The sequence below is a fragment of the Legionella cherrii genome (assembly GCF_900635815.1).
Lineage (GTDB): Bacteria > Pseudomonadota > Gammaproteobacteria > Legionellales > Legionellaceae > Legionella > Legionella cherrii.
In genome coordinates, this window is record NZ_LR134173.1 from 2,912,495 (window position 1) to 2,934,459 (window position 21,965).

The following is a 21,965-nucleotide window of genomic DNA, read 5'->3' on the forward strand; positions in this document are numbered from 1 at the left end:
TAGAGCCCAGGCTGAAAAAAATCAACATAAAAACAAAAAACTCACCTATTCAACAAAAATTTTCTTTCTGAAATCACTAGAAAATTAATTGCAGTCAATACCTTACCTTATATCTTCACCTGCTTTTCTTAGATAAAAAGCAGATATTAGGAGAAAATATGAGTTCTAAAGCAAATATTTCTTTCCAGATAAAAAAAACGCGCCTTTCGGCGCGTTAATCTGGCGGAGTGGACGGGGCTCGAACCCGCGACCCCCGGCGTGACAGGCCGGTATTCTGACCAACTGAACTACCACTCCATTTCTTGGTGGGTGCTGTAGGGATCGAACCTACGACCCTCGCCTTGTAAGGGCGATGCTCTCCCAGCTGAGCTAAGCACCCTGAAAACTTATGCTTCTTGCACCGCTTCTTTCAGGTTTTTACCCGCTTTAAACTTGGCTACTCGTGACGCTTTAATCTGAATAATTTTGCCAGTTTGTGGGTTTCTACCAGTACGTGCTGAACGATTGCCTGTAGAAAAAGATCCGAAACCAGGTATTACTACTTGATCACCGCTTCTTAATGCATCAGTAATAGTACTAGTAAAAGTCTCGAGAACTCTGCTGGCGTCAGCTTTTGTCAAACCCGAACCACTTGCTATAGCATCAACTAATTCGCTCTTATTCATTGCTTCCCCTATACAGTTAATCTTCCATACTTCAAGCTAATTTAATTAAACTCATCAAATTAACCGGTCAAGTAGTTACTTCCTTGCAGTGCCCGCTAGTGGCGGGCTACGAAACGAAATATACATCTAATTAATGGGTATGTAAATCATTATTTTTAATTTTTTTTGATCTTTTACCCACTAAAGCCTCAGATTGTACATTTGTTGGCTGATTGACCCAAGGACTGCGTTGTAAAGCCAGTTCTAAAACCTGTTCTATGGTCTTAACTGGATGTATTGTTAGCTTACGCAAAACATTATCTGGTATCTCTTCCAGGTCTTTTACATTTTCCTCGGGAATAATGACATGCTTAATTCCGCCTCGATGAGCTGCCAATAATTTCTCTTTAAGACCACCAATTGGCAATACCTGCCCTCTCAACGTTATTTCCCCTGTCATCGCTACATCTGCTTTAACAGGAATATGAGTCACTACAGAAACCAAAACAGTACACATACCAATACCAGCACTTGGACCATCCTTGGGAGTAGCCCCTTCAGGAACGTGGACATGGAAGTCATTCTTATCATAAAAATCATCGGGCAAGCCAAAATTTTGAGCTCGACTTCGTACAACAGTCATCGCAGCATGGATAGACTCCTGCATGACCTCACCCAACTGACCTGTATGCGTGACCTTCCCTTTACCGGGCATCATTGATGCTTCAATTGTTAGCAGCTCTCCGCCCACACTTGTCCAAGCTAAGCCTGTAACCTGCCCCACTTGATCAAACTCTTCTGCTAAGCCATATCGAAACTTTTTCACACCCAAATATTTTTCGATATTACTTGTAGTTACAGTCATTTTTTTAACTTTTTTATTCGAGAGGATTTCTTTTACGACTTTCCTACAAATACTCGCAATATCTCGTTCTAAATTACGTACGCCTGCTTCACGAGTATAGTGGCGAATCACTTCTCGAATTGCGCCTTCACTAATATGTATTTCTTGATTACTTAAACCATTCAAGACGACTTGTTTTGGAACCAGATATTTATCAGCAATACTGACTTTCTCATCCTCTGTATAACCTGCAAGCCGAATCACTTCCATTCTATCTAATAAGGGAGCAGGAATTTCCAAAGAATTTGCTGTCGCAATGAACATCACATCACTCAAATCATAATCTACTTCAAGATAATGATCGTTGAACGTATGGTTCTGCTCTGGATCAAGTACTTCGAGCAATGCTGCAGCAGGATCTCCACGGAAATCCATAGCCATTTTATCGACTTCGTCCAACATAATGAGAGGATTTTTTACTCCAGCCTTACATAATTTCTGAATAATTTTTCCTGGCATAGATCCAATATAAGTTCTTCTGTGGCCGCGAATTTCAGCTTCATCCCTTACGCCACCCAAAGCAATACGAATAAAGGTACGACCTGTAGCATTCGCAATGGATTGTCCTAGTGAAGTTTTACCCACTCCTGGAGGTCCAACGAGACAAAGAATTGGGCCTTTTAAGCGTTTAACTCTCTGTTGAACCGCCAGATATTCAATGATGCGTTCTTTAACCCGCTCTAGACCATAATGTTCTTTATCTAATAGTTTCTCTGCTTTGAGTAAATCAAATTGAATTTTAGTTCTCTTTTTCCAGGGTACTGCAAGCATCCAATCAAGATAGTTGCGGATCACCGTAGCCTCAGCAGACATGGGCGACATCATTTTCAATTTATGAAGTTCAGCGAGTGATTTTTCTTTTGCTTCTTTCGGCATTCCGGCTTTATTAATTGAATTTTCCAATTGTTCAATTTCATTTCCTTCTTCGCCTAACTCACCCAGCTCTTTTTGGATTGCTTTCATTTGCTCATTGAGATAATACTCGCGCTGACTTTTCTCCATTTGTCGCTTCACTCGACCTCTCACACGCTTTTCAACATGTAACAAGTCAATTTCGTTTTCAATAGCAGACATTAAACGCTCAAGGCGAGTACCTACATCTAAAGTTTCCAGTAACTCCTGCTTGTCATCGACCTTCAGCGTTAAATGAGCAGCTATAGTATCAGCCAAACGCCCTGGTTCTTCTATTCCAGCAAGCGGAGACAAAACTTCAGGTGGAATTTTTTTATTAAGTTTAATGTATTGCTCAAACTGCGACATTAAAGAACGCATCAATATACCAATATCGGGTTCTTGTACCGCAGCATTTGCATCTTCTAATAATTCAAGCTCAGCCTCTAGATATCCTTTAGCCTGATTATATTCTTTTGCCCTGGCACGCTTTTCCCCTTCTACTAAAACTTTTACGGTTCCATCCGGTAATTTTAATAACTGCAAAACACTGGATAATGTACCGACCTGGAAAATGTCAGCCTCACCCGGATCGTCATTGGATGATTTTTTCTGTGCTACTAAAAAGATTTGCTTACTATCAACCATAGCCGCTTCTAAGGCTTTAATTGATTTTCCTCTTCCAACAAAAAGAGGAATAACCATATGAGGGTAGACCACTACGTCTCTTAATGGTAATACAGGTATATTTGACAGTTTTTCTGCCTCATTCGAAGTCTCTATAATTTCAGTGGACATAATGAACCCTTATTCAAACGAAAAACTTTATTTAAAATTTACGCGACTACTAATTATAATTTAAAAGGAAGGGAGAGTTATTGCAAGAAAACAAAGCGTTATAATTAAGAAAGTTGTCTAAAGAACATCTCTCCCACACTAAGTGCAGGAGAGGAGTAGAAACACTACTCTTGACCACCTGCTGCACTCTTCATCCCTTCTTGCTCATAAATAAGAATTGGTTTTGATGCGCTATTTACAGCACTCTCATCAACTACAACCTTAATTACTCCTTCAAGAGAAGGTAATTCATACATGGTGTCTAATAGAATATTTTCAAGTATAGCACGTAAACCTCGTGCACCCATTTTGCGTTCCAGAGCTTTTTTGGAAATAGCAATCAATGCTTCTTCTCTAAATTCAAGCTCTACACCTTCCATTTTAAATAGAGACTGGAATTGTTTCGTCAAAGCATTTTTAGGATTAGTTAAAATATCAATAAGAGCTGATTCATCCAGTTCTTGCAAAGTAGCAACGACAGGTAATCGACCTACAAACTCAGGTATTAATCCATATTTAATCAAATCATCTGACTCTAACTGGTTCAATACTTTCGATATTTCATCACTGTTTTCTTTTTTATTTTTTAATTGAGCAGAGAATCCAATGCCTGACTTATCACTTCGCTCTCTGATTACCTTTTCCAAGCCAGCAAAAGCACCACCGCAAATAAATAAAATATTGGAAGTATCCACTTGTAAAAATTCTTGTTGTGGATGTTTACGTCCGCCTTGGGGTGGAACAGAGGCGATGGTCCCTTCAATGAGTTTTAAAAGAGCTTGTTGCACGCCCTCACCAGAAACATCGCGTGTAATCGAAGGATTATCTGACTTACGTGATATTTTATCAATTTCATCGATATACACGATACCATGTTGTGCTTTATCCACGTCATAATCACATTTTTGTAAAAGCTTCTGGATAATATTTTCAACGTCTTCACCGACATAACCCGCCTCAGTCAATGTAGTTGCATCTGCCATAGCAAATGGAACATTGAGGATTCGAGCTAATGTTTGGGCTAAAAGTGTTTTTCCGCTACCAGTTGGACCTATAAGTAAGATATTACTTTTACCAAGTTCCACTCCGTCTTCACTTTTATGTTGTAATCGCTTGTAGTGATTGTAAACAGCTACGGACAAGACTTTTTTTGCATGCGATTGTCCTATGACGTACTCATCCAAAAAGTTTGAGATTTCTTTGGGTGATGGTAAACGTACTTCAGCTTCTTCATGAGCTTCGTGTGTTTCTTCACGAATAATATCATTACAGAGCTCTACACATTCATCACAGACAAATACAGAAGGACCAGCAATCAATTTTTTTACTTCATGTTGGCTCTTTCCACAAAAAGAACAATACAAAACTTTATCGCCACTTCCGTTACCGGATTTACTCATAACCAAACCCCTTCTTACAACGATTATCGGAAAAAAAGATAATATATGTAAAATATTAGTCAATCAGAAAAAGATATGCCACTGTTTTTCATGTAACTACTTTTTTTAAAAACAAAAAGAAATACGAAAAAAAGCAATAATGAATCAATATAAAAGAACCCTAATCGCATTCCTAGCCTGGGTGCAGCGAAGCGGAACCCGGTAAATCTGAACCTAAAACCCAGGTTCCGCTTCACTGCACCTGGGTTATGATACATTATAGTTCAGTTCTTTGAATTTAAAGTTATAGTTACTCTGTTTTATTCACTGACTCTCGATCATAAAGCACTCTATCAACTAAGCCGTACTCAACAGCTTGTGTGGCACTCATAAAATTATCACGTTCGGTATCACGCATAATCTGATCAGGTGTCTTTTTAGTATGATGTGCCATAATTGTATTTAAACGTTCTCTTACGGCTAAGGTCTCGCGCGCATGAATTTCAATATCAGTAGCTTGGCCTCGATAACCACCTAAAGGTTGATGAATCATTACTCGTGAGTTTGGCAAACAGAATCTCTTACCTTCAGCTCCTGCACAAAGTAACAAGGCAGCAGCGCTTGCTGCTTGCCCTATACACAAAGTACTCACATCAGGTTTAATAAACTGGATGGTATCGTAAATTGCTAAGCCAGCGGTTACTACACCTCCAGGAGAATTAATATAGAGAGAAATATCTTTTTCAGGGTTTTCAGACTCAAGAAACAACAATTGAGCAACTACCAAATTAGCCATATGGTCTTCAACTTCACCTAAAAGAAAGATAATACGTTCTTTTAATAATCTTGAATAAATATCATACGAACGCTCACCACGTGAGGTCTGTTCAATAACCATTGGGACTAATCCACTGGCATTGCGAATTATGTTATCTGAATATCCCGACATACAATTACTCTCCTTTTTTCTCAGTTGCTTCAGTTGCAGGCTTAGGATTCATGATTGAATCATAATCTTTGTTCTTATATTTAATTTTTGCATCTTCAGCAATTTTATCTGCAACCATTTCTTCCATAACAATCGCTTCAATTTCAGCCATATGCTCTTTGCTGCTTTGATACCAAGAACGCAACTCATCAGGATTCTCATAAGCACTGGCAAATCGTTCAATTACCGCATTCACTTTATCTTTATCTGCAACAATTTGATGTTTTTTAACATATTCAGAAAAGAGCAGACCAAGATGAACACGACGTTTTGCTTGTTCTTCAAACAGTTCACGAGGAAAATCAGGTATCTTTTCATTCTCATGATGTTCATGTCCAAAAAGACGATGATACATATCATGTTTCAAATGTTCGATTTCTTTGTCAATTAAAGCTAATGGCAATTCAATAACATTAACTTCCATTAATTTATCAAACAGCTTTTCTCTATTCATCATACTGACGCGACGCTCTAACTCACGAGCCATATTCTCTTTAATGTCTTTTTTCAATGCGTCAATGCCACCTTCTTTGATGTTAAATTTTTCAGCAAAGGCTTCGTTGAGTTCAGGCAGTTTTCCTTCCATCACATTGTGAAGTGTAATTTTGAAAACAGCTTCTTTTCCTGCTAATTCTTTATGTCCATAATCTTCAGGGAAGGTTACTGTAATATCAAAAGATTTATCCTTCTTATTACCAATAATTCCATCTTCAAAGCCAGGGATCATGGATCCTGAACCAATTACTAACTCATGTCCTTTGGCGCTACCGCCTTCAAACAGTTTATCATCAAGGTATCCTTCAAAATCGATAACTACTTTGTCGCCTTTTTTGACAGCACGGGATACATCATGCCATTCTTTATTTTGCTCACGAAGTTTATCCAACATGTCTTCAACATCTTTATCTGTAACTTCTGAACGAGCCAGCTCAACAGCCGCTTGATTTAATTCTACAATTTCAAATACAGGCATTACTTCAAATATTGCAGAATATCTGAAGTCTTTTCCTTTCTCTAGTTGCTCAGGTTCAACAGAGGGATAGCCTGCAGGAACTAATTCATTTTTTTGTAATGCTTCAAACAAAGTAGATTGCACCATATCTCGAGCGACTTCTTCACGAACACTTTGTGAATAGCGACTGACAACAACTTGGAAGGGTACTTTACCAGGACGAAAACCATCAATCTTAACTTTGCGAGCAAGATTCTTGAGACGTAAGCTCACTTCTTCCTCAACTTTCTCTGAAGGTACAGAAACTGTTACCTTACGTTCCAAACCTTTTAGGGTCTCAACAGAAACTTGCATTAATATCACCTCTTGGAATTTATAATGATAAATGGTGCGAAAGGAGAGACTCGAACTCTCACGGGTCGCCCCGCTGGAACCTAAATCCAGTGCGTCTACCAATTCCGCCACTTTCGCAAATCAGGTTGGATTATCAATCAGTAATTCGGTCTTGTAAAGACTCAGATAAAATCTTTAGCGATAAACCTTTTGTTTCTCTCAAATGGGGTGAACGATGGGACTCGAACCCACGACAACCGGGATCACAACCCGGGGCTCTACCAACTGAGCTACGCTCACCATAAATCTTTTATACCAGAAATTCTTTTGAACAAGATCTGGGCTGGCACGCCCGGCAGGATTCGAACCTGCTACCCTCGGCTTAGAAGGCCGATGCTCTATCCAGATGAGCTACGGGCGCATCTTGGTCGGGGTAGAGGGATTCGAACCCCCGACATCCTGCTCCCAAAGCAGGCGCGCTACCAGACTGCGCTATACCCCGTTTAACCCGTCCCCAAGGACAGAGCGCAGATAATACTAGGTGCTTTCATCAAGGTCAATATCTTAAATCATTTAATTTCAGTTAATTTTAAATTATTGCTGTAGATGTTTATTTACCTTGACCAAGTCGTAATTTTTTCAATCATCTAGCTTTACATACAATCACTTAAGTCAACTACTCGAATCTTTATTACTTTTCAGCTAGCATTGGAGATACTTTTGATCTCACTTTGAATCTATGAAATTTAAACTGCTGCCTCTCTTTGACAACATGAATTACCTGCACAAAAATCATGAACATGTTGTGCTGCCTGATATTCAATTTCAAAATGATTTTAATTACGCTTTAAACTTTTTGAAAAGCTATACAGGCAGTCAAGGTACCTTCAATAGTTACCGCAGAGAAACTGAACGATTATTGCAATGGTCCTGGTTAATTAAAAACAAAACAATCAATGAATTAAAACGTGATGATATCGAAGACTACATTCATTTTTGCCAAAACCCACCTAAATCCTGGATTAGTTTAAAAAAAGTACCGCGATTTATTGAACAAAACGGTACACGTATTCCCAATGAAGAATGGAGACCTTTTGTAGTTACCTTAAGTAAATCAGCAATAAAAAATGGGCATAAACCCCAAATTGAACAATTCAATTTGTCTCAAGGAGCCATCCAAGAAATATTCGCCATTTTAAGTACCTTGTTTAATTTCTTAATTGCTGAAGAATATCTGGTTTCTAATCCAGTCGCCCTGATTCGCCAAAAAAGTAAATTTATTCGTAAACGGCAACATAATGCCCCTATCCGCAGATTGAGTTTAGTTCAGTGGAGTGCCGTGTTAGATGCAGCCGAGTCTCTAGCCGAAGAATCCCCCCTGAAACATGAACGCACTCGTTTTATGTTGAGCCTATTATTTGGTATGTATCTACGTATCTCCGAATTGGCAGCAAGTGACCGTTGGATCCCCAGTATGAATGACTTTGCCAAGGACAGTAACGGCCATTGGTGGTTCACCACAGTTGGTAAAGGAAATAAGGAGCGGCAAATCGCTGTCAGCGAAGCGATGCTCGAAAGTTTGATGCGATGGCGTTGTTTCTTGGGATTATCACCCCTCCCTACTCCTGCTGATAATAGCCCACTCATCCCCAAAATCCGCGGAAATGGTCCCATGAGTGATACGGCGCCGATACGAAGAATTATTCAACGCTGTTTTGACTTAGCCGGAGAACAACTTCGGATGAAAGGTCACAGAGAAGAAGCAGATAATTTGGCTGCAGCAACAGTTCACTGGCTAAGGCATACTGGTATTTCTGAAGATGTTAAAATTCGTCCTCGTGAACATGTACGGGATGATGCTGGCCACAGTTCAAGTGCAACCACAGATCGTTATATTGATATTGAAAAACAGGCTCGCTATCAATCTGCCAGGAAAAAAACTATTGAGCCAGAACCCAGTTAAGCGGATTTATGTTAGAATTGAGGTAAATTCGTAGCTTTGTTGCCCGGATTATCGCAGTGTAGTCCGTATACTTTGCCGTCATCCCGAGCATAGCGAGGGATCTCCGCGTTGCAGCGCAGGCTTATGATAGGAGCTCTCTCGCTTTAATCGCGATGATGAGAACTCATAATTTGTGTATAACCCACTCTATTTATGGCTAAAGATTTATCATGCTTACTCTTCGTCAAATTACTCTCAGTCGTGGCAATAAAGTTTTATTAGATAAAGTCAATGTCACATTATATGAAAAGCAAAAAATTGGTCTTATTGGCCATAATGGCTGTGGCAAATCAACATTATTTGATTTTTTATTAAGGAAATTGCAACCTGATACCGGCGATTTTTTAATTAATCCTCAACTCACGATCAGTCATTTATCACAGCAATTACCTGATAGTGATGAAAAAGCACTGGATTTTGTACTAGGTGGTGATGAGCAATATATGAAGTTGCTCCAACGCTTGAGCGATGCAGAAGCGACAGGCAATGATGCCGAAGTATTAGCCTGCCATGAGGAATTAAGCCATAGCGGAGGCTACAGTAAACCCGCTCAAGCAGCGACCATTATGTCTGGCCTGGGTTTTAGAGGGGAGCAACAACACGCGTCGGTAAATAGTTTTTCCGGGGGATGGCGCATGCGTTTAAGCCTCGCACGCTGCTTGATGAACCCGGCTGATTTACTTTTACTGGATGAACCGACCAACCATTTAGACATGGAAGCAATATTTTGGTTGGAGCGCTTTTTAAAACAAAGCCCAAGCACCATCATCCTTATTTCTCATGATCGTGAATTTCTGGATGCCTTTGTTACTCATATTCTGCATATCGAGAAGCAAAATCTAACTCTATATAGTGGTGATTACAGTTGTTTTGAAAAAACACATGCACAACAATTGGCGTTACAACAAGCCATGTATGAAAAACAACAAACCAAAATTAATCATATGATGTCCTTTGTCAATCGATTTAGAGCGAAAGCGACTAAAGCAAAACAAGCACAAGGACGTCTCAAAGCCATAGAAAGAATGGAAATTATTGCAGCAGCACAGGCTGATTCCCCCTTTTCTTTTGATTTTTTTCCATGTCCCCGAGCAGGAAATCCATTAATTCAATGCAATATGGTTGATGCCGGATATCAATCTGAAAAACCGATATTAAAACGAATCAATTTCTCACTCAATCCAGGTGACAGAATAGCCTTATTAGGGCCCAATGGCGAAGGAAAATCGACGCTAATCAAGACATTAACGGGGTCTTTAACCCCTTTGAATGGTACAATCCACCGCTCTGCCCATTTAAAGATCGGCTATTACGCACAACACCAATTAGAACAGCTGGATTATAATTTAAGTCCTGTGGAAACGATTCAAGTTCTATCACCAGAAGCACGTGAACAAACCATTCGCGATTTTTTAGGTGGATTTAACTTTACTGGTGATATGGCAGTTCAACCTATAAATCATTTTTCCGGAGGCGAAAAAGCACGTTTGGCTTTAGCAAAACTTGTTTGGCTCAAACCCAATCTACTTTTGCTTGATGAGCCTACAAACCATTTGGATCTGGGAATGCGCTCAGCCATTGAGCTGGCGTTGCAAAGCTATGAAGGTGCATTAATTCTTATTTCCCATGATCGTCATATGCTCAAAACCAGCGTCGATAATTTCTATCTGGTTTACCAGCAAAAAGTGCAAGCTTTTGATGGAGACTTGGATGATTATTATTCCTGGTTACAAACTAAAGACTCAGTTAAAGTAAATAGCGTTACTTCAACTGCAATTGATTACAAAGAAAAGAAAACGTTACAAAACCGTCTAAAAAAACTGGAACAATTGATTGAACAATATCAAAGTGAACTTAGTAAATTAGATACTCAACTTGGTGATGCCAGTCTTTATGAGGACAGCACCCAACAGAATAAGCTCAATCAATTAGTGCAAAAACGCAGTGTTATTCACTCCTCTTTAAATCAGGCTGAAGAAGAATGGTTAGAAATTAGTACCAGTCTAGAAGATATAGTTTAACCCAGTTGGGTAGGACGCTGCTACTCCCGGTCAATCTGAAGCCCTCTCTCCCGAGTCTTGCATCAGAACACCCCGTGCCACAGCGGGGAGATTCTTAGGGGTAAACTCCTCAGGATAACGGGAATTTGTTCGGGATGACGAGATTTGCTCGGGATGACAGCAGCATCTCAAACTACTTAGCTAAACGCAATAACTCTAACATTGACTTCGCAGCCAGCTGCTCTGCTTTTCGTCGATTAGAACCTTGACCAAAAGTTTTTTGCTTTGCTCCGTTAACCGTACAGGTGATATAAAAAACTTGATTGTGTTCATCACCCTCTACCTTAGTTAAGGTATATTCTGGGAGTGCAATTTTTTCTGCTTGTAGATATTCTTGTAATTGAGTTTTAGCATCTTTTAAACAATCATTTAAATTAGGGTCCTCAAGCCGAGAATGATATAACTTTAATATGACCTCTTTTGCGGATTCGATGCCGCCATCAAGAAAAATTGCTGCAAAAACGGCTTCCATAGCATCGGATAGAATTGAAGCACGACGAAAACCGCCGCTTTTAAGCTCGCCTTGACCTAAAAAAAGAAATTCGCCAAGATCAATTTCTTTAGCTAGTTCGACCAACATTTCGCCTCGAACTAAAAATGAACGTAAACGACTTAATTGTCCTTCACTCTGCATAGGAAATCGTTGAAATAGTTCATTAGCAATTACAAAACTTAAAATTGAATCGCCTAGAAATTCAAAACGCTCATAGTTTTCACTGCCAACACTACAGTGCGTCAAAGCTTGCTTAAGATAAGCAAGGTTTTTGAATTGATAATTTAATCGCCGGCATAGCCTCTCTAAATCAACTTTCACTGCCTGTTACAACCTCTTCTGTATGATCAAAATCAAATAATAAGCTCATATTGTATACTAAAGGCTTAATCACCTGATATTTTAATTTCACTCTAAATTTATTAGCCCCCAAGGGTTCGATAGATAATTGATTTTCCTTTAGACTTTCTACCCCATTAATATCCAGGCGTTTATCCAAAGTACTCTTCAGGACATTGACATCCGCAACGGGATCTCCTGTTAATGTAGATGGAGGTATCGTATTTAATCCTTTGACCGATTTGAGAACAGAGTAATACTGCAAGTAAACAGGAATAATACGCATTATTACCACAGCAGCCATAACAAGTACAACCACAGTAAACAACGTCCCTATAAAAGTCATTCCATGTTGTTTTCGCATTTGTTATTCCTTTTATCTGTTCTAATTAAAATCAATATCTCGACTCAAGAACCATGCAAACTATTACTTAGGGTATCAATTTCCCTATTTTAGACCAACGAACATTATCCGTCTTGCTATTCCAGCTCATCCAAACTAAAAATGCTTTGCCTCGCAAATAGGATTCGGGTACAAATCCCCAGAATCGGCTATCCGCACTGTCATCGCGATTATCGCCCATCATGAAATAACTTCCCTCGGGCACTACAATATCAAAATCTACAGCAGGAACATCAGCTCTAATGAAAATATCATGAAGGGTTCCGTTCAAATCTTCTTTATATTTGGCTACCGCTTTTCCAGAACTCTCATCAATGGTGTACTCAACAAAAGTTTGTTTTGCTTCCTTCCCGTTAATGGTTAATACCTTATTATGGTAACTCACTTTATCCCCGGGAACTCCTATTACCCTTTTAATATAATCATAAGAAGGGTCTGGTGGCCAACGAAATACAGCAACCTGCCCTGTTTTAGGATCAGAAATTGGAATAATTTTCTTTTCCCAAACCGGAAGCCTTAATCCATAAATAAACTTATTGACGGCTACAAAATCGCCAACAAGCAATGTCGGTTCTAATGAACCTGAAGGAATACGAAAGGGTTCAATAATGAATGAACGTAAGATTAAGACGATGAAAAAAACTGGAAAAAATGATCGCGAATATTCAATGATACGATTGGGCTTTTGATCCTGAGCACGCTTTTTTGCCCAAAAGAGTACATCTAATAGGTAAATCAACCCACTGATAAAAGATAGGACAACGAGTATTAAAGCAAAATTCATAAATTTATATCCTAATCAAACTTAATTTATATGTTCCAATAACCATACACCAATTTTAAAGCTTGTTGAAAAGTCAAATTTGCACCAAATGTGGCTTTTCAGTGAACCGTGGTAAATAGTTATTATTTCTTTTTATCTGTTTGAAACACAGCCATAAACGCTTCTTGAGGTATTTCAACATGCCCCACTTGCTTCATACGTTTTTTACCGGCTTTTTGTTTTTCCAATAATTTTCGTTTTCGTGTCACATCACCACCATAACATTTTGCAGTAACGTTCTTCCGTAACGCTTTTACTGTTTGCCTGGCAATAATATGACTGCCTAATGCCGCTTGTATCGCCACATCAAACATTTGCCTTGGAATTAAATCACGCATTTTTTCAGCAATTAATTTTCCACGACTATGTGATGAGGAACGATGGACAATGACTGAAAGTGCATCCACGCGTTCACTATTAATCAATATATCCATTTTAACTAAATCAGCTTCCTGAAAACGCAAGAAATTATAATCCAATGAAGCATACCCACGGCTCACTGATTTTAATCGATCGAAAAAGTCAGAAACTACCTCACTCATGGGAATATCATAAGTTACAGAAACTTGACGGCCACTGTAGGTCATATTGACCTGAACACCACGTCGCTCTATACACAAATTAATAATGGAACCGAGATAATCTTGAGGAACAAGTATATTGGCTCTTACAATGGGCTCATACATTTCTTTAATTTGGGGAAGCGGTGGAAGATGAGATGGATTATCAATAAGCATCGTCTCACCTTTTTGCGTCACAATTTGATAAACGACTGTAGGTGCGGTAGAGATAAGATCAAGATTATATTCTCGCTCCAGACGCTCCTGAACAATTTCCATATGCAGCATACCTAAGAAGCCACATCGGAAACCAAAACCTAATGCTTCAGAAGATTCAGGTTCATAAAATAGAGACGCATCATTAAGACTTAATTTAGCCAAAGCTTCTCGGAATGCCTCAAAATCATCGGCACTTATAGGAAACAGCCCCGCATAAACTTGTGGTTTCACGCGTTGAAAACCAGGAAGTGGTTTCTCCGCAGAATTTTTTTCCAGAGTAAGTGTATCGCCTACTGGAGCGCCTTGAATTTCTTTGATTCCGGCAACGACATAACCCACTTCGCCGGCATTGAGCATTTCCAGCTTAGTACGTTTAGGAGTAAAGATACCTACTTGATCAACCTCATAAGATCGACCTGTAGACATAACTCTCATCTTGTCTCCTTTACGTATTGAACCATTGACAATACGCACTAAAGAAACAACTCCAAGATAGCTATCAAACCATGAATCAATAATTAAAGCTTGTAAAGGCGCGTCGATATCGCCTTCTGGTGGTGGGATACGAGTTACTAATGCTTCCAGCACATCTTCCACACCAAGCCCGCTTTTTGCACTAGCCCTTATTGCATCGTGTGCATCTACACCAATAATATCTTCAATTTCTGAGATAACACGCTCTGGTTCAGCTTGCGGTAAATCAATTTTATTCAGTACCGGCAAAACCGCTAATGATTGATCAATGGCAGTATAACAAACAGCAACAGTTTGTGCTTCTACACCTTGGGCGGCATCTACAACAAGAATTGCCCCTTCACAAGCGGCCAGAGAACGAGATACTTCATAGCTGAAATCCACATGTCCTGGCGTATCAATGAAGTTCAACAGATAGCTATTGCCATCTTTCGCAGTGTAGTTTAAAGAGACACATTGAGCTTTAATCGTAATCCCCCTTTCTCGCTCTATATCCATCGAGTCAAGAACTTGAGCACTCATTTCACGCTCTGTTAAACCACCACAAATTTGGATAAACCGATCCGCCAAGGTTGATTTACCATGGTCAATATGGGCAATAATCGAAAAATTACGAATTCGCTTTAAATCACTCAACTGAAATACCCTTTTTTGCAAATAGCGCATTCTAGCTTAAATAAGCGCAGCCTTAAAGTATTTGCTAATGCACTGCATTTTTAATAAGATTTATCATTTCGTTTTTCTATTATCCAGGGTGCGCTATGCGACGAGTATCAAGTTTGGGGTTTATAGCAATAATATTGCTACTTTTTTCGTTCTCAACTTATTCAGATACCGCATTTACACAAAGAAAAGATGTACAACTCTTTATCAAAAGTATGGTTAAGGAGTATCACTTTAATGCTAAAGAGCTTACAGCCACCATGAATCAGGTAGTAATTCGCCCCGATATCATTGAGTCAATGGAAAAACCCTATGAAAAGAAGAATTGGGATGTGTATCGGGATTTGTTTCTCACTCCTGCGCGTCTAAAAGGCGGGTTAGACTATTGGGCAGCGAATAAACAGGCATTGGACAAAGCCCAGAAAAATACGGCGTTCCTCCAGAAATTATTATTGCAATTTTGGGTGTGGAAACCTTATATGGAGAAAAACAAGGAGAACATCGAGTTCTCGATGCCTTAGCAACACTGGCTTTTAATTATCCAAAACGCGCGCCTTATTTCACTAAAGAATTAAAAGAATACTTACTTCTTTGTCGCGAACATGGAGTTCCTGCAACCCAATTCAAAGGCTCCTACGCTGGCGCCATTGGCCAACCCCAATTCATGCCCAGTAGTTATCGTAACTTTGCTGTTGATTTTAATAATACAGGAAAACGAGATATTGTAACGAATAACGCGGATTCAATTGGGAGTATTGCGAATTATTTCTACCATCATGGCTGGCGGCCCAATGATGGGGTTGCCCAACATGCCACAGTGGTAGGTACTCGTTATAAACGAATTCAAGTCAATCCTAAAAAAGCTAACTATTACTACTCACAATTGATTGCAAATGGGGTTAGACCGGTCACCGCAGCACATAACCATCCTTCTCGTGCCGCCTTGATTGAACTGGTTACTGCTCAAGGAAATGAATATTGGATCGCCTATCCCAATTTCTTTGTGATAACCCGATACAATTCAAGCCCCCAGTATGCGCTTGTAGTTTATCTACTGTCACAGCAATTGAAACAACAATGGACTGCCATGAATATAAAAAAACATAGAGCTTATGCCTAGGAATGGATACACTTTTTCTCTTTGCAAAACATCTTGATGAAGCAGGTTGTTTATGCCTCAAAATAAATGCAGATGGAGCATTAATTGCTCCCCCTGCACAACGTAGCTTTGCCGAAATTAAGCCGCTACAAACAGAATGTAACACTTTAGTTATTGAAACATGTGAACAGGTCAGTCTTCTTAATCTTGAGTTTTCATGGCTTCCAGAAAGAAAGGCAAGAACAGCAATCCCTTATGCTTTAGAAGAAAAGCTAGCACAACCCGTAGATGAGCTTCATTTTGCCTTTGATAAAGCACGATATCAAAATAATCAGTACCTTATTACTGTGATCAGTAAACAACGAATTCGATATCTGATGCAATTCCTCAATGAACAAGGAATAGAATTTTCTGGAATTACTGTAGATTGGTTTGCCCTGGAACCACAAGAATTATGCATTTGTGAAAGCACATTATTGATTAATACCGATGATTTTAAAGGGGCTCTTTCTGGAGAGCTAGCTCATATCTTTCTAAAAAAGCATCCGCAACATCAACCCTTGCATTTTACAGACAGCGCCATTCAAAGTGATTCATCATTACCTATAAAACAGGAAACATCCTATACGTGGATTGCCCAAAGAATACTCAGAACAAAATTAATGAACCTCTGCCAAGGGGAAATGCAGCACGGAAATAAAGCAGATCTACTAAAAAAGGGATATCTGGCCGCCGGTGCTCTTTTTTGTGTTTGGCTAATCTCCCTACTCGTAACGAATGGGATCAAATTGCATTTACTCAATAAAGAAACCCAAAAAATTGATGCGCAAATTGAAGTCATTTATCGTGAATTTTTTCCTGATGCAAAACAAGTTATTAGTCCTAAATTTCGCATCACACAGCTATTAAAAAGCAATAATACGGAAGAGCAAAATCGCTTTTGGTTCTTACTCAATCAATTTTCCAAAGTCATGAAAAATGATCACAATACTCTGGAACAATTACGTTATCAAAATAAGACTTTATCAGTCACCTTGGTGAGCACGGACTTCGCCAGTTTAGAAGAATTGGAAAATGAATTAAAAAAACTGCAACTTAAAGTGAAACAAACCCAAGCATCAACTCGTGAACAACAAGTTGTCGCAACTTTGGAGTTAATGTGAAAGCCTATTTAAGTACACTTAATGAACGAGAAAAATGGATGTTAATTGGAACAGCATTGTGCCTTATTCTTTATGTGTATTATTTGTTTTTATACAGCCCATTGAGCCAACGAGTTGACCAAAAATCAAAACAACTTATTGAAAAAACAGCTACCCTCCAGTGGATGAAAAAAATAAAACAACTAAGTCAAACAAAACAAACGAAAAAGCAAATAGTCGATAACAGCCAATTATTGACAACACTGGCCACGCAACTAAAAAACGATACTAACTTGAAGTTTCCTTATCAATTACAACAAACTGGCTCAGGAGATATCCAAATTACTTTTGACTCAGTTGCTTTTAATTTATTTATTACCTGGTTGGAAAAAATAAATCAACGCTATGCCATTACAGTAAAACAGTTTGAAGCAGACCGATCGAAAACGCCAGGCGTCACTCGTTTAATGATCCTGCTTAGTTCGGCTTCAAAAACTTAGCCTACTGAAGTCTGGATGAAACCCTGCGCAAACTTCGTCATCCCGAGTGCAACGAGGAATGACGAAAAGGGTTCTAGGTTAAGAGTGATTCAAGTATTTCATAAAAATAAGGATATTCCATGTCAAATTCATCAGCTAAAATTGTTCGTTTTCACGAAACTGGAGGCCCAGAGGTATTAAGGCTTGAAGAGGTATCATTGCCAGAACCAGGAAAAGGTGAAGTTCGCTTGCGTGTTCATGCAATTGGTTTAAATCGAGCTGAAATCATGTTTCGCACGGGGCACTATTTAGTACAACCACATTTCCCATCAAAAATTGGCTATGAGGCCTCGGGTGTGGTTGAAGCCGTTGGACCGGATGTAGATAAAAAAATAATTGGTAAGACATACAGCACAGTCCCTTGTTTTGATCTAGGCAAGTATGGAGTATACGGAGAAGTGGCAATAGTCCCTGCTTATGCGCTTGCGGCTTATCCTGAGAAACTTTCCTATGCGGAAGGAACTTCCATTTGGATGCAATACATGACGGCTTATGGCGCTCTGATCCATTATGGACAGCTCGCTAAAAATGATTTTGTTTTAATTACTGCAGCAAGCAGTAGTGTAGGAATAGCTGCCATCCAAATAGCACGAGCTCAGGGAGCCATTAGTATTGTTACCACACGAACCGCTAAGAAAAAAGCTGAATTACTCTCTTTAGGTGCAGATCATGTCATTGTAACTGATGAAGATAATCTTCCTGCCCGTGTCAATGAAATAACCAAAGGTAGAGGAGTAAAAATTGTTTTTGATCCAATCGCTGGTAAGGGCATTGAGGTTCTAGCAGAAACACTCTCCCCAGGCGGAACCCTTTTTGTGTACGGTAACTTGTCTCTAGAGCAGATTACTCCATTCCCTCTTTTCATCGCCTTAAATAAGGGAATTTCCGTTCGGGGTTATACACTTTTTGAAATTAGTACTCTACCCGAGGCTCGCCAAAAAGCCCAACAATATATTTTTGATCATATTCAAGATGGATCATTGCAGCCTCGAATTGCCCAAACTTTCTCTTTGGAGCATATAGTCGACGCGCATAGATACATGGAGTCCAATGAACAAATAGGTAAAATTATAGTAACTGCTTAATCGCAGTAATCGATCTGAGTATCATATAATGGTTACTCTCGAGAAGTAGGTTTGAGCGCAAGTGGTGCTCAAACCAACCCTCCCCTGTTAGCAATTGAGTACTTACCTCTATTGTTGTTGCACACTGCTCCAATTAATCACTGAAGCACTGCTTTTCAGTTCTGGGGGTAAAGAATTTAAGGCTTTTTGTGCCTCTTCAGGAGTACCGAAGGTTCCATATACTCCTCTATATCGCGTTTTACCATCTCGCTCATATTTTACTTGAGCCATCCGATCTTTTTTAGGTGCTTTATACAAGACTTGTGCCACTTGAGATGCCTTGTCCCCTTCAGTCAATTCAATTGTATATCCTTTAGGATTTTGACTATTAACCCAAGTCTCATCTCTGTCTTTAAAAGAAACTGGAGAATGTAACTCGCCCACATGATATGAATTAGGAACATTTACTTGCTGCTTTTGTTGATATCCATAATCATAATTCGTCATATTGTAACTATTTATATTATAAGGCCGTTGAGTGATATCTACATATGAATATGCTGGATATGAGATGTATTCATCTTTAGTACAGGAAGACATAGCAAAAGCACAAACTACTATGAGCGCTAAGTTGATTTTCTTATCCATAGTCATTCCCCTAATTTTTAGTTCTTATTATTTACTTCCTGACTACTATATCTACATAACTAGAAAAAACTTTAGAAATTTGTGTTGTTAAAGAACAAATTATGTCTTACAGTAATTATTTTTTTATTTAGACGGCAAAAACTTATGTGGACACATCGACGTTCTGGACAAACAAATCAACGAGGAAATCTGGATCATCGAGATCCTTACGAACGGGACCGTACACGTGTGATTCACTGTCCAGCCTTCAGACGATTACAAAGAAAAACACAAATTTTAGGGACTGATGAAGGTGATTTCCACCGTACTCGCCTAACCCACTCTCTGGAAGTCGATTCCATTGGACGCAGTATCGTACACAACCTCTTAATGAACCAAGAAAAACATATTGTTTTGGCAGGCTTACTACCTAATGATGATCTGATCTCTGTTATTTGTCTGCTTCATGATATTGGTCATCCCCCTTTCGGACATGGTGGTGAGGTAGCTCTTAATTATATGATGCGCAATTATGGTGGGTTTGAAGCAAATGGACAAACTCTACGACTGCTCACTAAGGTTGAAAGTAGTTATGGAGCCTACGGTCTTGATTTAACCCGACGTGCATTGTTGGGTATTTTAAAATACCCAGTGAAACGTTCTACTGTCGTCGCTCCGAGACAACCTCCTGTTCATGAATCCATTCATAAAACCATCAAAATTAATGACTGGTTACCACCTAAAGCTTATTTTGATTGTGAACAGCCTGAGATTGATTGGTTATTATCCCCTTTTTCGGATAATGACAAAGAATTATTCCAATCTTTATCACAAAAACCACACGGTACGAAAACAGGAAAATCTGCCTACCATAGTTTTGATTGTTCCATAATGGATATAGCCGATGATATCGCTTATGGGGTTCATGATCTTGAAGACGCCATTCATTTGCGTCTTATCAATTCTTCTCATCTGGATACGTCGGAGTTTAGACAGTTATTAGACAATACTCTATTAAGCAAACGTAAAAATGAGTTAATCAACTCACTTTTTTCTCAAGATCTTTATTTAAGAAAACAAACTATAGGAGAAATGGTTAATTATTTTATAACATCAACCCAAATCATAACGGTTAACGAACAATTTGAGAATAATTTACTCAAATATAATTTGGCACTTACTCCCGAAGCAAATGCCTTGCTAAATTATCTAAAACAATGTATCTACAATAATGTAATTGATTCCCAAGAAGCCCGTACTTTTGAATATGGAGGTCAAACGGTCGTACTTAGACTCTTTGATGCCATTAGTTCAAATCCTGGTAGTTTATTGGATAACAAAAATCGAGTTTTGTTTAAACAAGCTGAAGATGAAACGATTGCCTATCGAATTGTTTGTGATTATTTGGCCAATATGACAGATGAATATGCTTACAGAATGCATGAACGTTTGTTTGGGTTTAATACAAGAACTATTTTTGAGCGACTTTAAGGACTACTTTGACTTAACTTCTCTTGTTATCAAAGTATATAAAAGATCGTATACAGGTTAAGGGAGTACCTTTTCGAAATGGCGTCATACATAGCCCGTATTAGCATAAAGCCTAATACGGGTTATCACCTGAATCTCGGATTACGACTTATCGAATCCAGGCTACACATCCTAAAACTTAAAAGTATAAGTGTGCTCTTTAGCGATGAGCTTAGAAACTGCCTCATTATCCGTAGTAATATGTGGCACAGTAACGCTTATACTGGGTTTATCAAAACATCCACCATGATCTATATTAATGCTTCCTTTATTGATTTTAGGCATGTTGACGCAGGAATCATTTTTCTTACCAAAAAAGCCATCAAATTTTAATTTCATTTATATTACTCCCAAAATAATTGGAGGCAAATTATATTTCAAATTGATTAAGGAAGTATTAACATGAAATAATTTCACTCAAAGCCAAGTAATTCATGCGATGCCTTTCAGTCAAACCACGAGTACATTTATAAGCGTTTAACTGGGGCATTTTCAGATTAATAAAAGGAGGTATTTGGGGAAATATTTAAAAACTTAAAATGAAACTAAAGATTAAATTTTTTTTTTCGGGTATTTAGATTCGGTGAATAACTAGAAAATCCATGAACTATTAAGTAAACATGGCGTCCCCAAGGGGGTTCGAACCCCTGTTACCGCCGTGAAAGGGCAGTGTCCTAGGCCGCTAGACGATGGGGACCTGGATCTTTTTACAATTTAAAAACTTCAAATGCCAATAATGGCGTCCCCAAGGGGGTTCGAACCCCTGTTACCGCCGTGAAAGGGCAGTGTCCTAGGCCGCTAGACGATGGGGACCTTGAACGTTTTTCCCATCAACATCAAAGATGTTGATGGTGGAGCTAGGCGGGATCGAACCGCCGACCTCTTGCATGCCATGCAAGCGCTCTCCCAGCTGAGCTATAACCCCTAAAATTAGGTTCGCAGTTTAATGAGCTCCCCATGATCTGTCAAGTATATTTTACATTTTTCATGAAGAAGTTTC

Annotated in this window: 17 protein-coding genes, 9 tRNA genes and 1 pseudogene; 7 read left to right on the top strand and 20 right to left on the bottom strand. The window is 39.0% G+C overall.

Annotated features, from left to right (window positions below):
• Positions 1-220 precede the first annotated feature (220 nt).
• The 11 genes from EL022_RS12400 to EL022_RS12450 all read right to left on the bottom strand — a co-directional run bounded on the left by EL022_RS12400 (position 221) and on the right by EL022_RS12450 (position 7,430).
• Positions 221-297: transfer RNA gene (locus EL022_RS12400), tRNA-Asp, on the bottom strand.
• A gap of 6 nt (positions 298-303) precedes the next feature.
• Positions 304-379: transfer RNA gene (locus EL022_RS12405), tRNA-Val, on the bottom strand.
• A 7-nt stretch (positions 380-386) separates the two neighbouring features.
• A complete protein-coding gene (locus EL022_RS12410; RefSeq protein WP_010653977.1) occupies positions 387-665 on the bottom strand; it encodes an HU family DNA-binding protein in 279 nt (92 codons plus the stop codon).
• 130 nt (positions 666-795) lie between these two features.
• Entirely contained in the window at positions 796-3,237 is a 2,442-nt protein-coding gene (gene lon / locus EL022_RS12415; protein ID WP_028380265.1) for an endopeptidase La, read from the bottom strand.
• A 164-nt stretch (positions 3,238-3,401) separates the two neighbouring features.
• Entirely contained in the window at positions 3,402-4,676 is a 1,275-nt protein-coding gene (gene clpX, locus EL022_RS12420; protein ID WP_028380264.1) for an ATP-dependent Clp protease ATP-binding subunit ClpX, read from the bottom strand.
• A gap of 289 nt (positions 4,677-4,965) precedes the next feature.
• Positions 4,966-5,604 carry an ATP-dependent Clp endopeptidase proteolytic subunit ClpP gene (clpP, locus tag EL022_RS12425; RefSeq protein WP_028380263.1) on the bottom strand — a complete coding sequence of 213 codons (639 nt, stop codon included), beginning with the start codon at positions 5,602-5,604 and terminating at the stop codon, positions 4,966-4,968.
• A gap of 4 nt (positions 5,605-5,608) precedes the next feature.
• A complete protein-coding gene (gene tig / locus EL022_RS12430) occupies positions 5,609-6,949 on the bottom strand; it encodes a trigger factor (RefSeq protein ID WP_028380262.1) in 1,341 nt (446 codons plus the stop codon).
• Positions 6,950-6,981: 32 nt separating this feature from the next.
• A tRNA-Leu gene (locus EL022_RS12435) sits at positions 6,982-7,066 on the bottom strand.
• 86 nt (positions 7,067-7,152) lie between these two features.
• Positions 7,153-7,228, bottom strand: a tRNA-His gene (locus EL022_RS12440).
• 44 nt (positions 7,229-7,272) lie between these two features.
• Positions 7,273-7,349: transfer RNA gene (locus tag EL022_RS12445), tRNA-Arg, on the bottom strand.
• A gap of 4 nt (positions 7,350-7,353) precedes the next feature.
• Positions 7,354-7,430: transfer RNA gene (locus EL022_RS12450), tRNA-Pro, on the bottom strand.
• A 237-nt stretch (positions 7,431-7,667) separates the two neighbouring features.
• Between EL022_RS12450 and EL022_RS12455 the strand changes: the two genes are divergently transcribed.
• Together EL022_RS12455 and EL022_RS12460 are read left to right on the top strand one after the other, a co-directional pair.
• Positions 7,668-8,891, top strand: coding sequence for a tyrosine-type recombinase/integrase (locus EL022_RS12455; protein ID WP_028380261.1), 1,224 nt, complete (start codon positions 7,668-7,670; stop codon positions 8,889-8,891).
• Positions 8,892-9,100: 209 nt separating this feature from the next.
• Positions 9,101-10,951: an ABC-F family ATP-binding cassette domain-containing protein gene (locus EL022_RS12460; RefSeq protein ID WP_028380260.1), complete on the top strand. Its 1,851-nt coding sequence runs from the start codon at positions 9,101-9,103 to the stop codon at positions 10,949-10,951.
• A gap of 172 nt (positions 10,952-11,123) precedes the next feature.
• On the opposite strand, the gene rnc is transcribed toward EL022_RS12460, so the two are convergent.
• The 4 genes from rnc to lepA all read right to left on the bottom strand — a co-directional run bounded on the left by rnc (position 11,124) and on the right by lepA (position 14,967).
• Positions 11,124-11,804 (bottom strand): ribonuclease III, encoded by a 681-nt coding sequence (rnc, locus tag EL022_RS12465; protein WP_028380259.1) that lies wholly within the window; start codon positions 11,802-11,804, stop codon positions 11,124-11,126.
• A complete protein-coding gene (locus tag EL022_RS12470) occupies positions 11,794-12,186 on the bottom strand; it encodes a DUF4845 domain-containing protein (protein ID WP_028380258.1) in 393 nt (130 codons plus the stop codon). The genes rnc and EL022_RS12470 overlap by 11 nt, the downstream gene beginning before the upstream one ends.
• 67 nt (positions 12,187-12,253) lie before the next feature.
• Positions 12,254-13,009, bottom strand: a complete 756-nt coding sequence (gene lepB / locus EL022_RS12475; RefSeq protein ID WP_028380257.1) for a signal peptidase I — start codon at positions 13,007-13,009, stop codon at positions 12,254-12,256.
• 122 nt (positions 13,010-13,131) lie between these two features.
• Entirely contained in the window at positions 13,132-14,967 is a 1,836-nt protein-coding gene (lepA, locus tag EL022_RS12480; RefSeq protein WP_126325209.1) for a translation elongation factor 4, read from the bottom strand.
• A gap of 95 nt (positions 14,968-15,062) precedes the next feature.
• Between lepA and mltB the strand changes: the two are divergent.
• The 4 genes and pseudogenes from mltB (at position 15,063) to EL022_RS12500 (ending at position 18,829) form a co-directional block, all read left to right on the top strand.
• A pseudogene (gene mltB, locus EL022_RS12485) lies at positions 15,063-16,084 on the top strand (lytic murein transglycosylase B).
• Between the two features lie 2 nt (positions 16,085-16,086).
• Positions 16,087-17,226: a type II secretion system protein GspL gene (gene gspL, locus EL022_RS12490; RefSeq protein WP_028380254.1), complete on the top strand. Its 1,140-nt coding sequence runs from the start codon at positions 16,087-16,089 to the stop codon at positions 17,224-17,226.
• On the top strand, positions 17,223-17,705 hold the full coding sequence (gene lspM / locus EL022_RS12495) for a GspM family type II secretion system protein LspM (protein WP_028380253.1): 483 nt from the start codon (positions 17,223-17,225) through the stop codon (positions 17,703-17,705). Before gspL ends, lspM begins: the two co-directional genes overlap by 4 nt.
• Positions 17,706-17,824: 119 nt before the next feature.
• Positions 17,825-18,829, top strand: coding sequence for a zinc-dependent alcohol dehydrogenase family protein (locus EL022_RS12500; protein ID WP_028380252.1), 1,005 nt, complete (start codon positions 17,825-17,827; stop codon positions 18,827-18,829).
• 108 nt (positions 18,830-18,937) lie between these two features.
• Here EL022_RS12500 and EL022_RS12505 read toward each other — a convergent pair whose 3' ends face one another.
• Positions 18,938-19,456: an SPOR domain-containing protein gene (locus tag EL022_RS12505; protein WP_028380251.1), complete on the bottom strand. Its 519-nt coding sequence runs from the start codon at positions 19,454-19,456 to the stop codon at positions 18,938-18,940.
• A 144-nt stretch (positions 19,457-19,600) separates the two neighbouring features.
• Here EL022_RS12505 and EL022_RS12510 point away from each other — a divergent pair, with 144 nt between their 5' ends.
• On the top strand, positions 19,601-20,926 hold the full coding sequence (locus EL022_RS12510; protein WP_028380250.1) for an anti-phage deoxyguanosine triphosphatase: 1,326 nt from the start codon (positions 19,601-19,603) through the stop codon (positions 20,924-20,926).
• Between the two features lie 171 nt (positions 20,927-21,097).
• On the opposite strand, the gene EL022_RS12515 is transcribed toward EL022_RS12510, so the two are convergent.
• The 4 genes from EL022_RS12515 to EL022_RS12530 all read right to left on the bottom strand — a co-directional run bounded on the left by EL022_RS12515 (position 21,098) and on the right by EL022_RS12530 (position 21,890).
• The gene (locus EL022_RS12515) at positions 21,098-21,304 is read right to left on the bottom strand and encodes a hypothetical protein (protein ID WP_051544407.1); all 207 of its coding nucleotides are present in this window, start codon (positions 21,302-21,304) and stop codon (positions 21,098-21,100) included.
• Positions 21,305-21,586: 282 nt separating this feature from the next.
• Positions 21,587-21,662 (bottom strand) — tRNA-Glu (locus EL022_RS12520).
• Positions 21,663-21,702: 40 nt separating this feature from the next.
• Positions 21,703-21,778, bottom strand: a tRNA-Glu gene (locus EL022_RS12525).
• Between the two features lie 36 nt (positions 21,779-21,814).
• Positions 21,815-21,890: transfer RNA gene (locus tag EL022_RS12530), tRNA-Ala, on the bottom strand.
• Between the last annotated feature and the right edge of the window lie 75 nt (positions 21,891-21,965).

Bases quoted from the DNA above. Each gene is read 5' to 3' on its own strand.
- EL022_RS12410 (WP_010653977.1), bottom strand. From the start codon at position 665: ATGAATAAGAGCGAATTAGTTGATGCTATAGCAAGTGGTTCGGGTTTG.
- lon (WP_028380265.1), bottom strand. From the start codon at position 3,237: ATGTCCACTGAAATTATAGAGACTTCGAATGAGGCAGAAAAACTGTCA.
- clpX (WP_028380264.1), bottom strand. From the start codon at position 4,676: ATGAGTAAATCCGGTAACGGAAGTGGCGATAAAGTTTTGTATTGTTCT.
- clpP (WP_028380263.1), bottom strand. From the start codon at position 5,604: ATGTCGGGATATTCAGATAACATAATTCGCAATGCCAGTGGATTAGTC.
- tig (WP_028380262.1), bottom strand. From the start codon at position 6,949: ATGCAAGTTTCTGTTGAGACCCTAAAAGGTTTGGAACGTAAGGTAACA.
- EL022_RS12455 (WP_028380261.1), top strand. From the start codon at position 7,668: ATGAAATTTAAACTGCTGCCTCTCTTTGACAACATGAATTACCTGCAC.
- EL022_RS12460 (WP_028380260.1), top strand. From the start codon at position 9,101: ATGCTTACTCTTCGTCAAATTACTCTCAGTCGTGGCAATAAAGTTTTA.
- EL022_RS12470 (WP_028380258.1), bottom strand. From the start codon at position 12,186: ATGCGAAAACAACATGGAATGACTTTTATAGGGACGTTGTTTACTGTG.
- lepB (WP_028380257.1), bottom strand. From the start codon at position 13,009: ATGAATTTTGCTTTAATACTCGTTGTCCTATCTTTTATCAGTGGGTTG.
- lepA (WP_126325209.1), bottom strand. From the start codon at position 14,967: ATGCGCTATTTGCAAAAAAGGGTATTTCAGTTGAGTGATTTAAAGCGA.
- gspL (WP_028380254.1), top strand. From the start codon at position 16,087: ATGGATACACTTTTTCTCTTTGCAAAACATCTTGATGAAGCAGGTTGT.
- EL022_RS12500 (WP_028380252.1), top strand. From the start codon at position 17,825: ATGTCAAATTCATCAGCTAAAATTGTTCGTTTTCACGAAACTGGAGGC.
- EL022_RS12505 (WP_028380251.1), bottom strand. From the start codon at position 19,456: ATGGATAAGAAAATCAACTTAGCGCTCATAGTAGTTTGTGCTTTTGCT.
- EL022_RS12510 (WP_028380250.1), top strand. From the start codon at position 19,601: ATGTGGACACATCGACGTTCTGGACAAACAAATCAACGAGGAAATCTG.
- EL022_RS12515 (WP_051544407.1), bottom strand. From the start codon at position 21,304: ATGAAATTAAAATTTGATGGCTTTTTTGGTAAGAAAAATGATTCCTGC.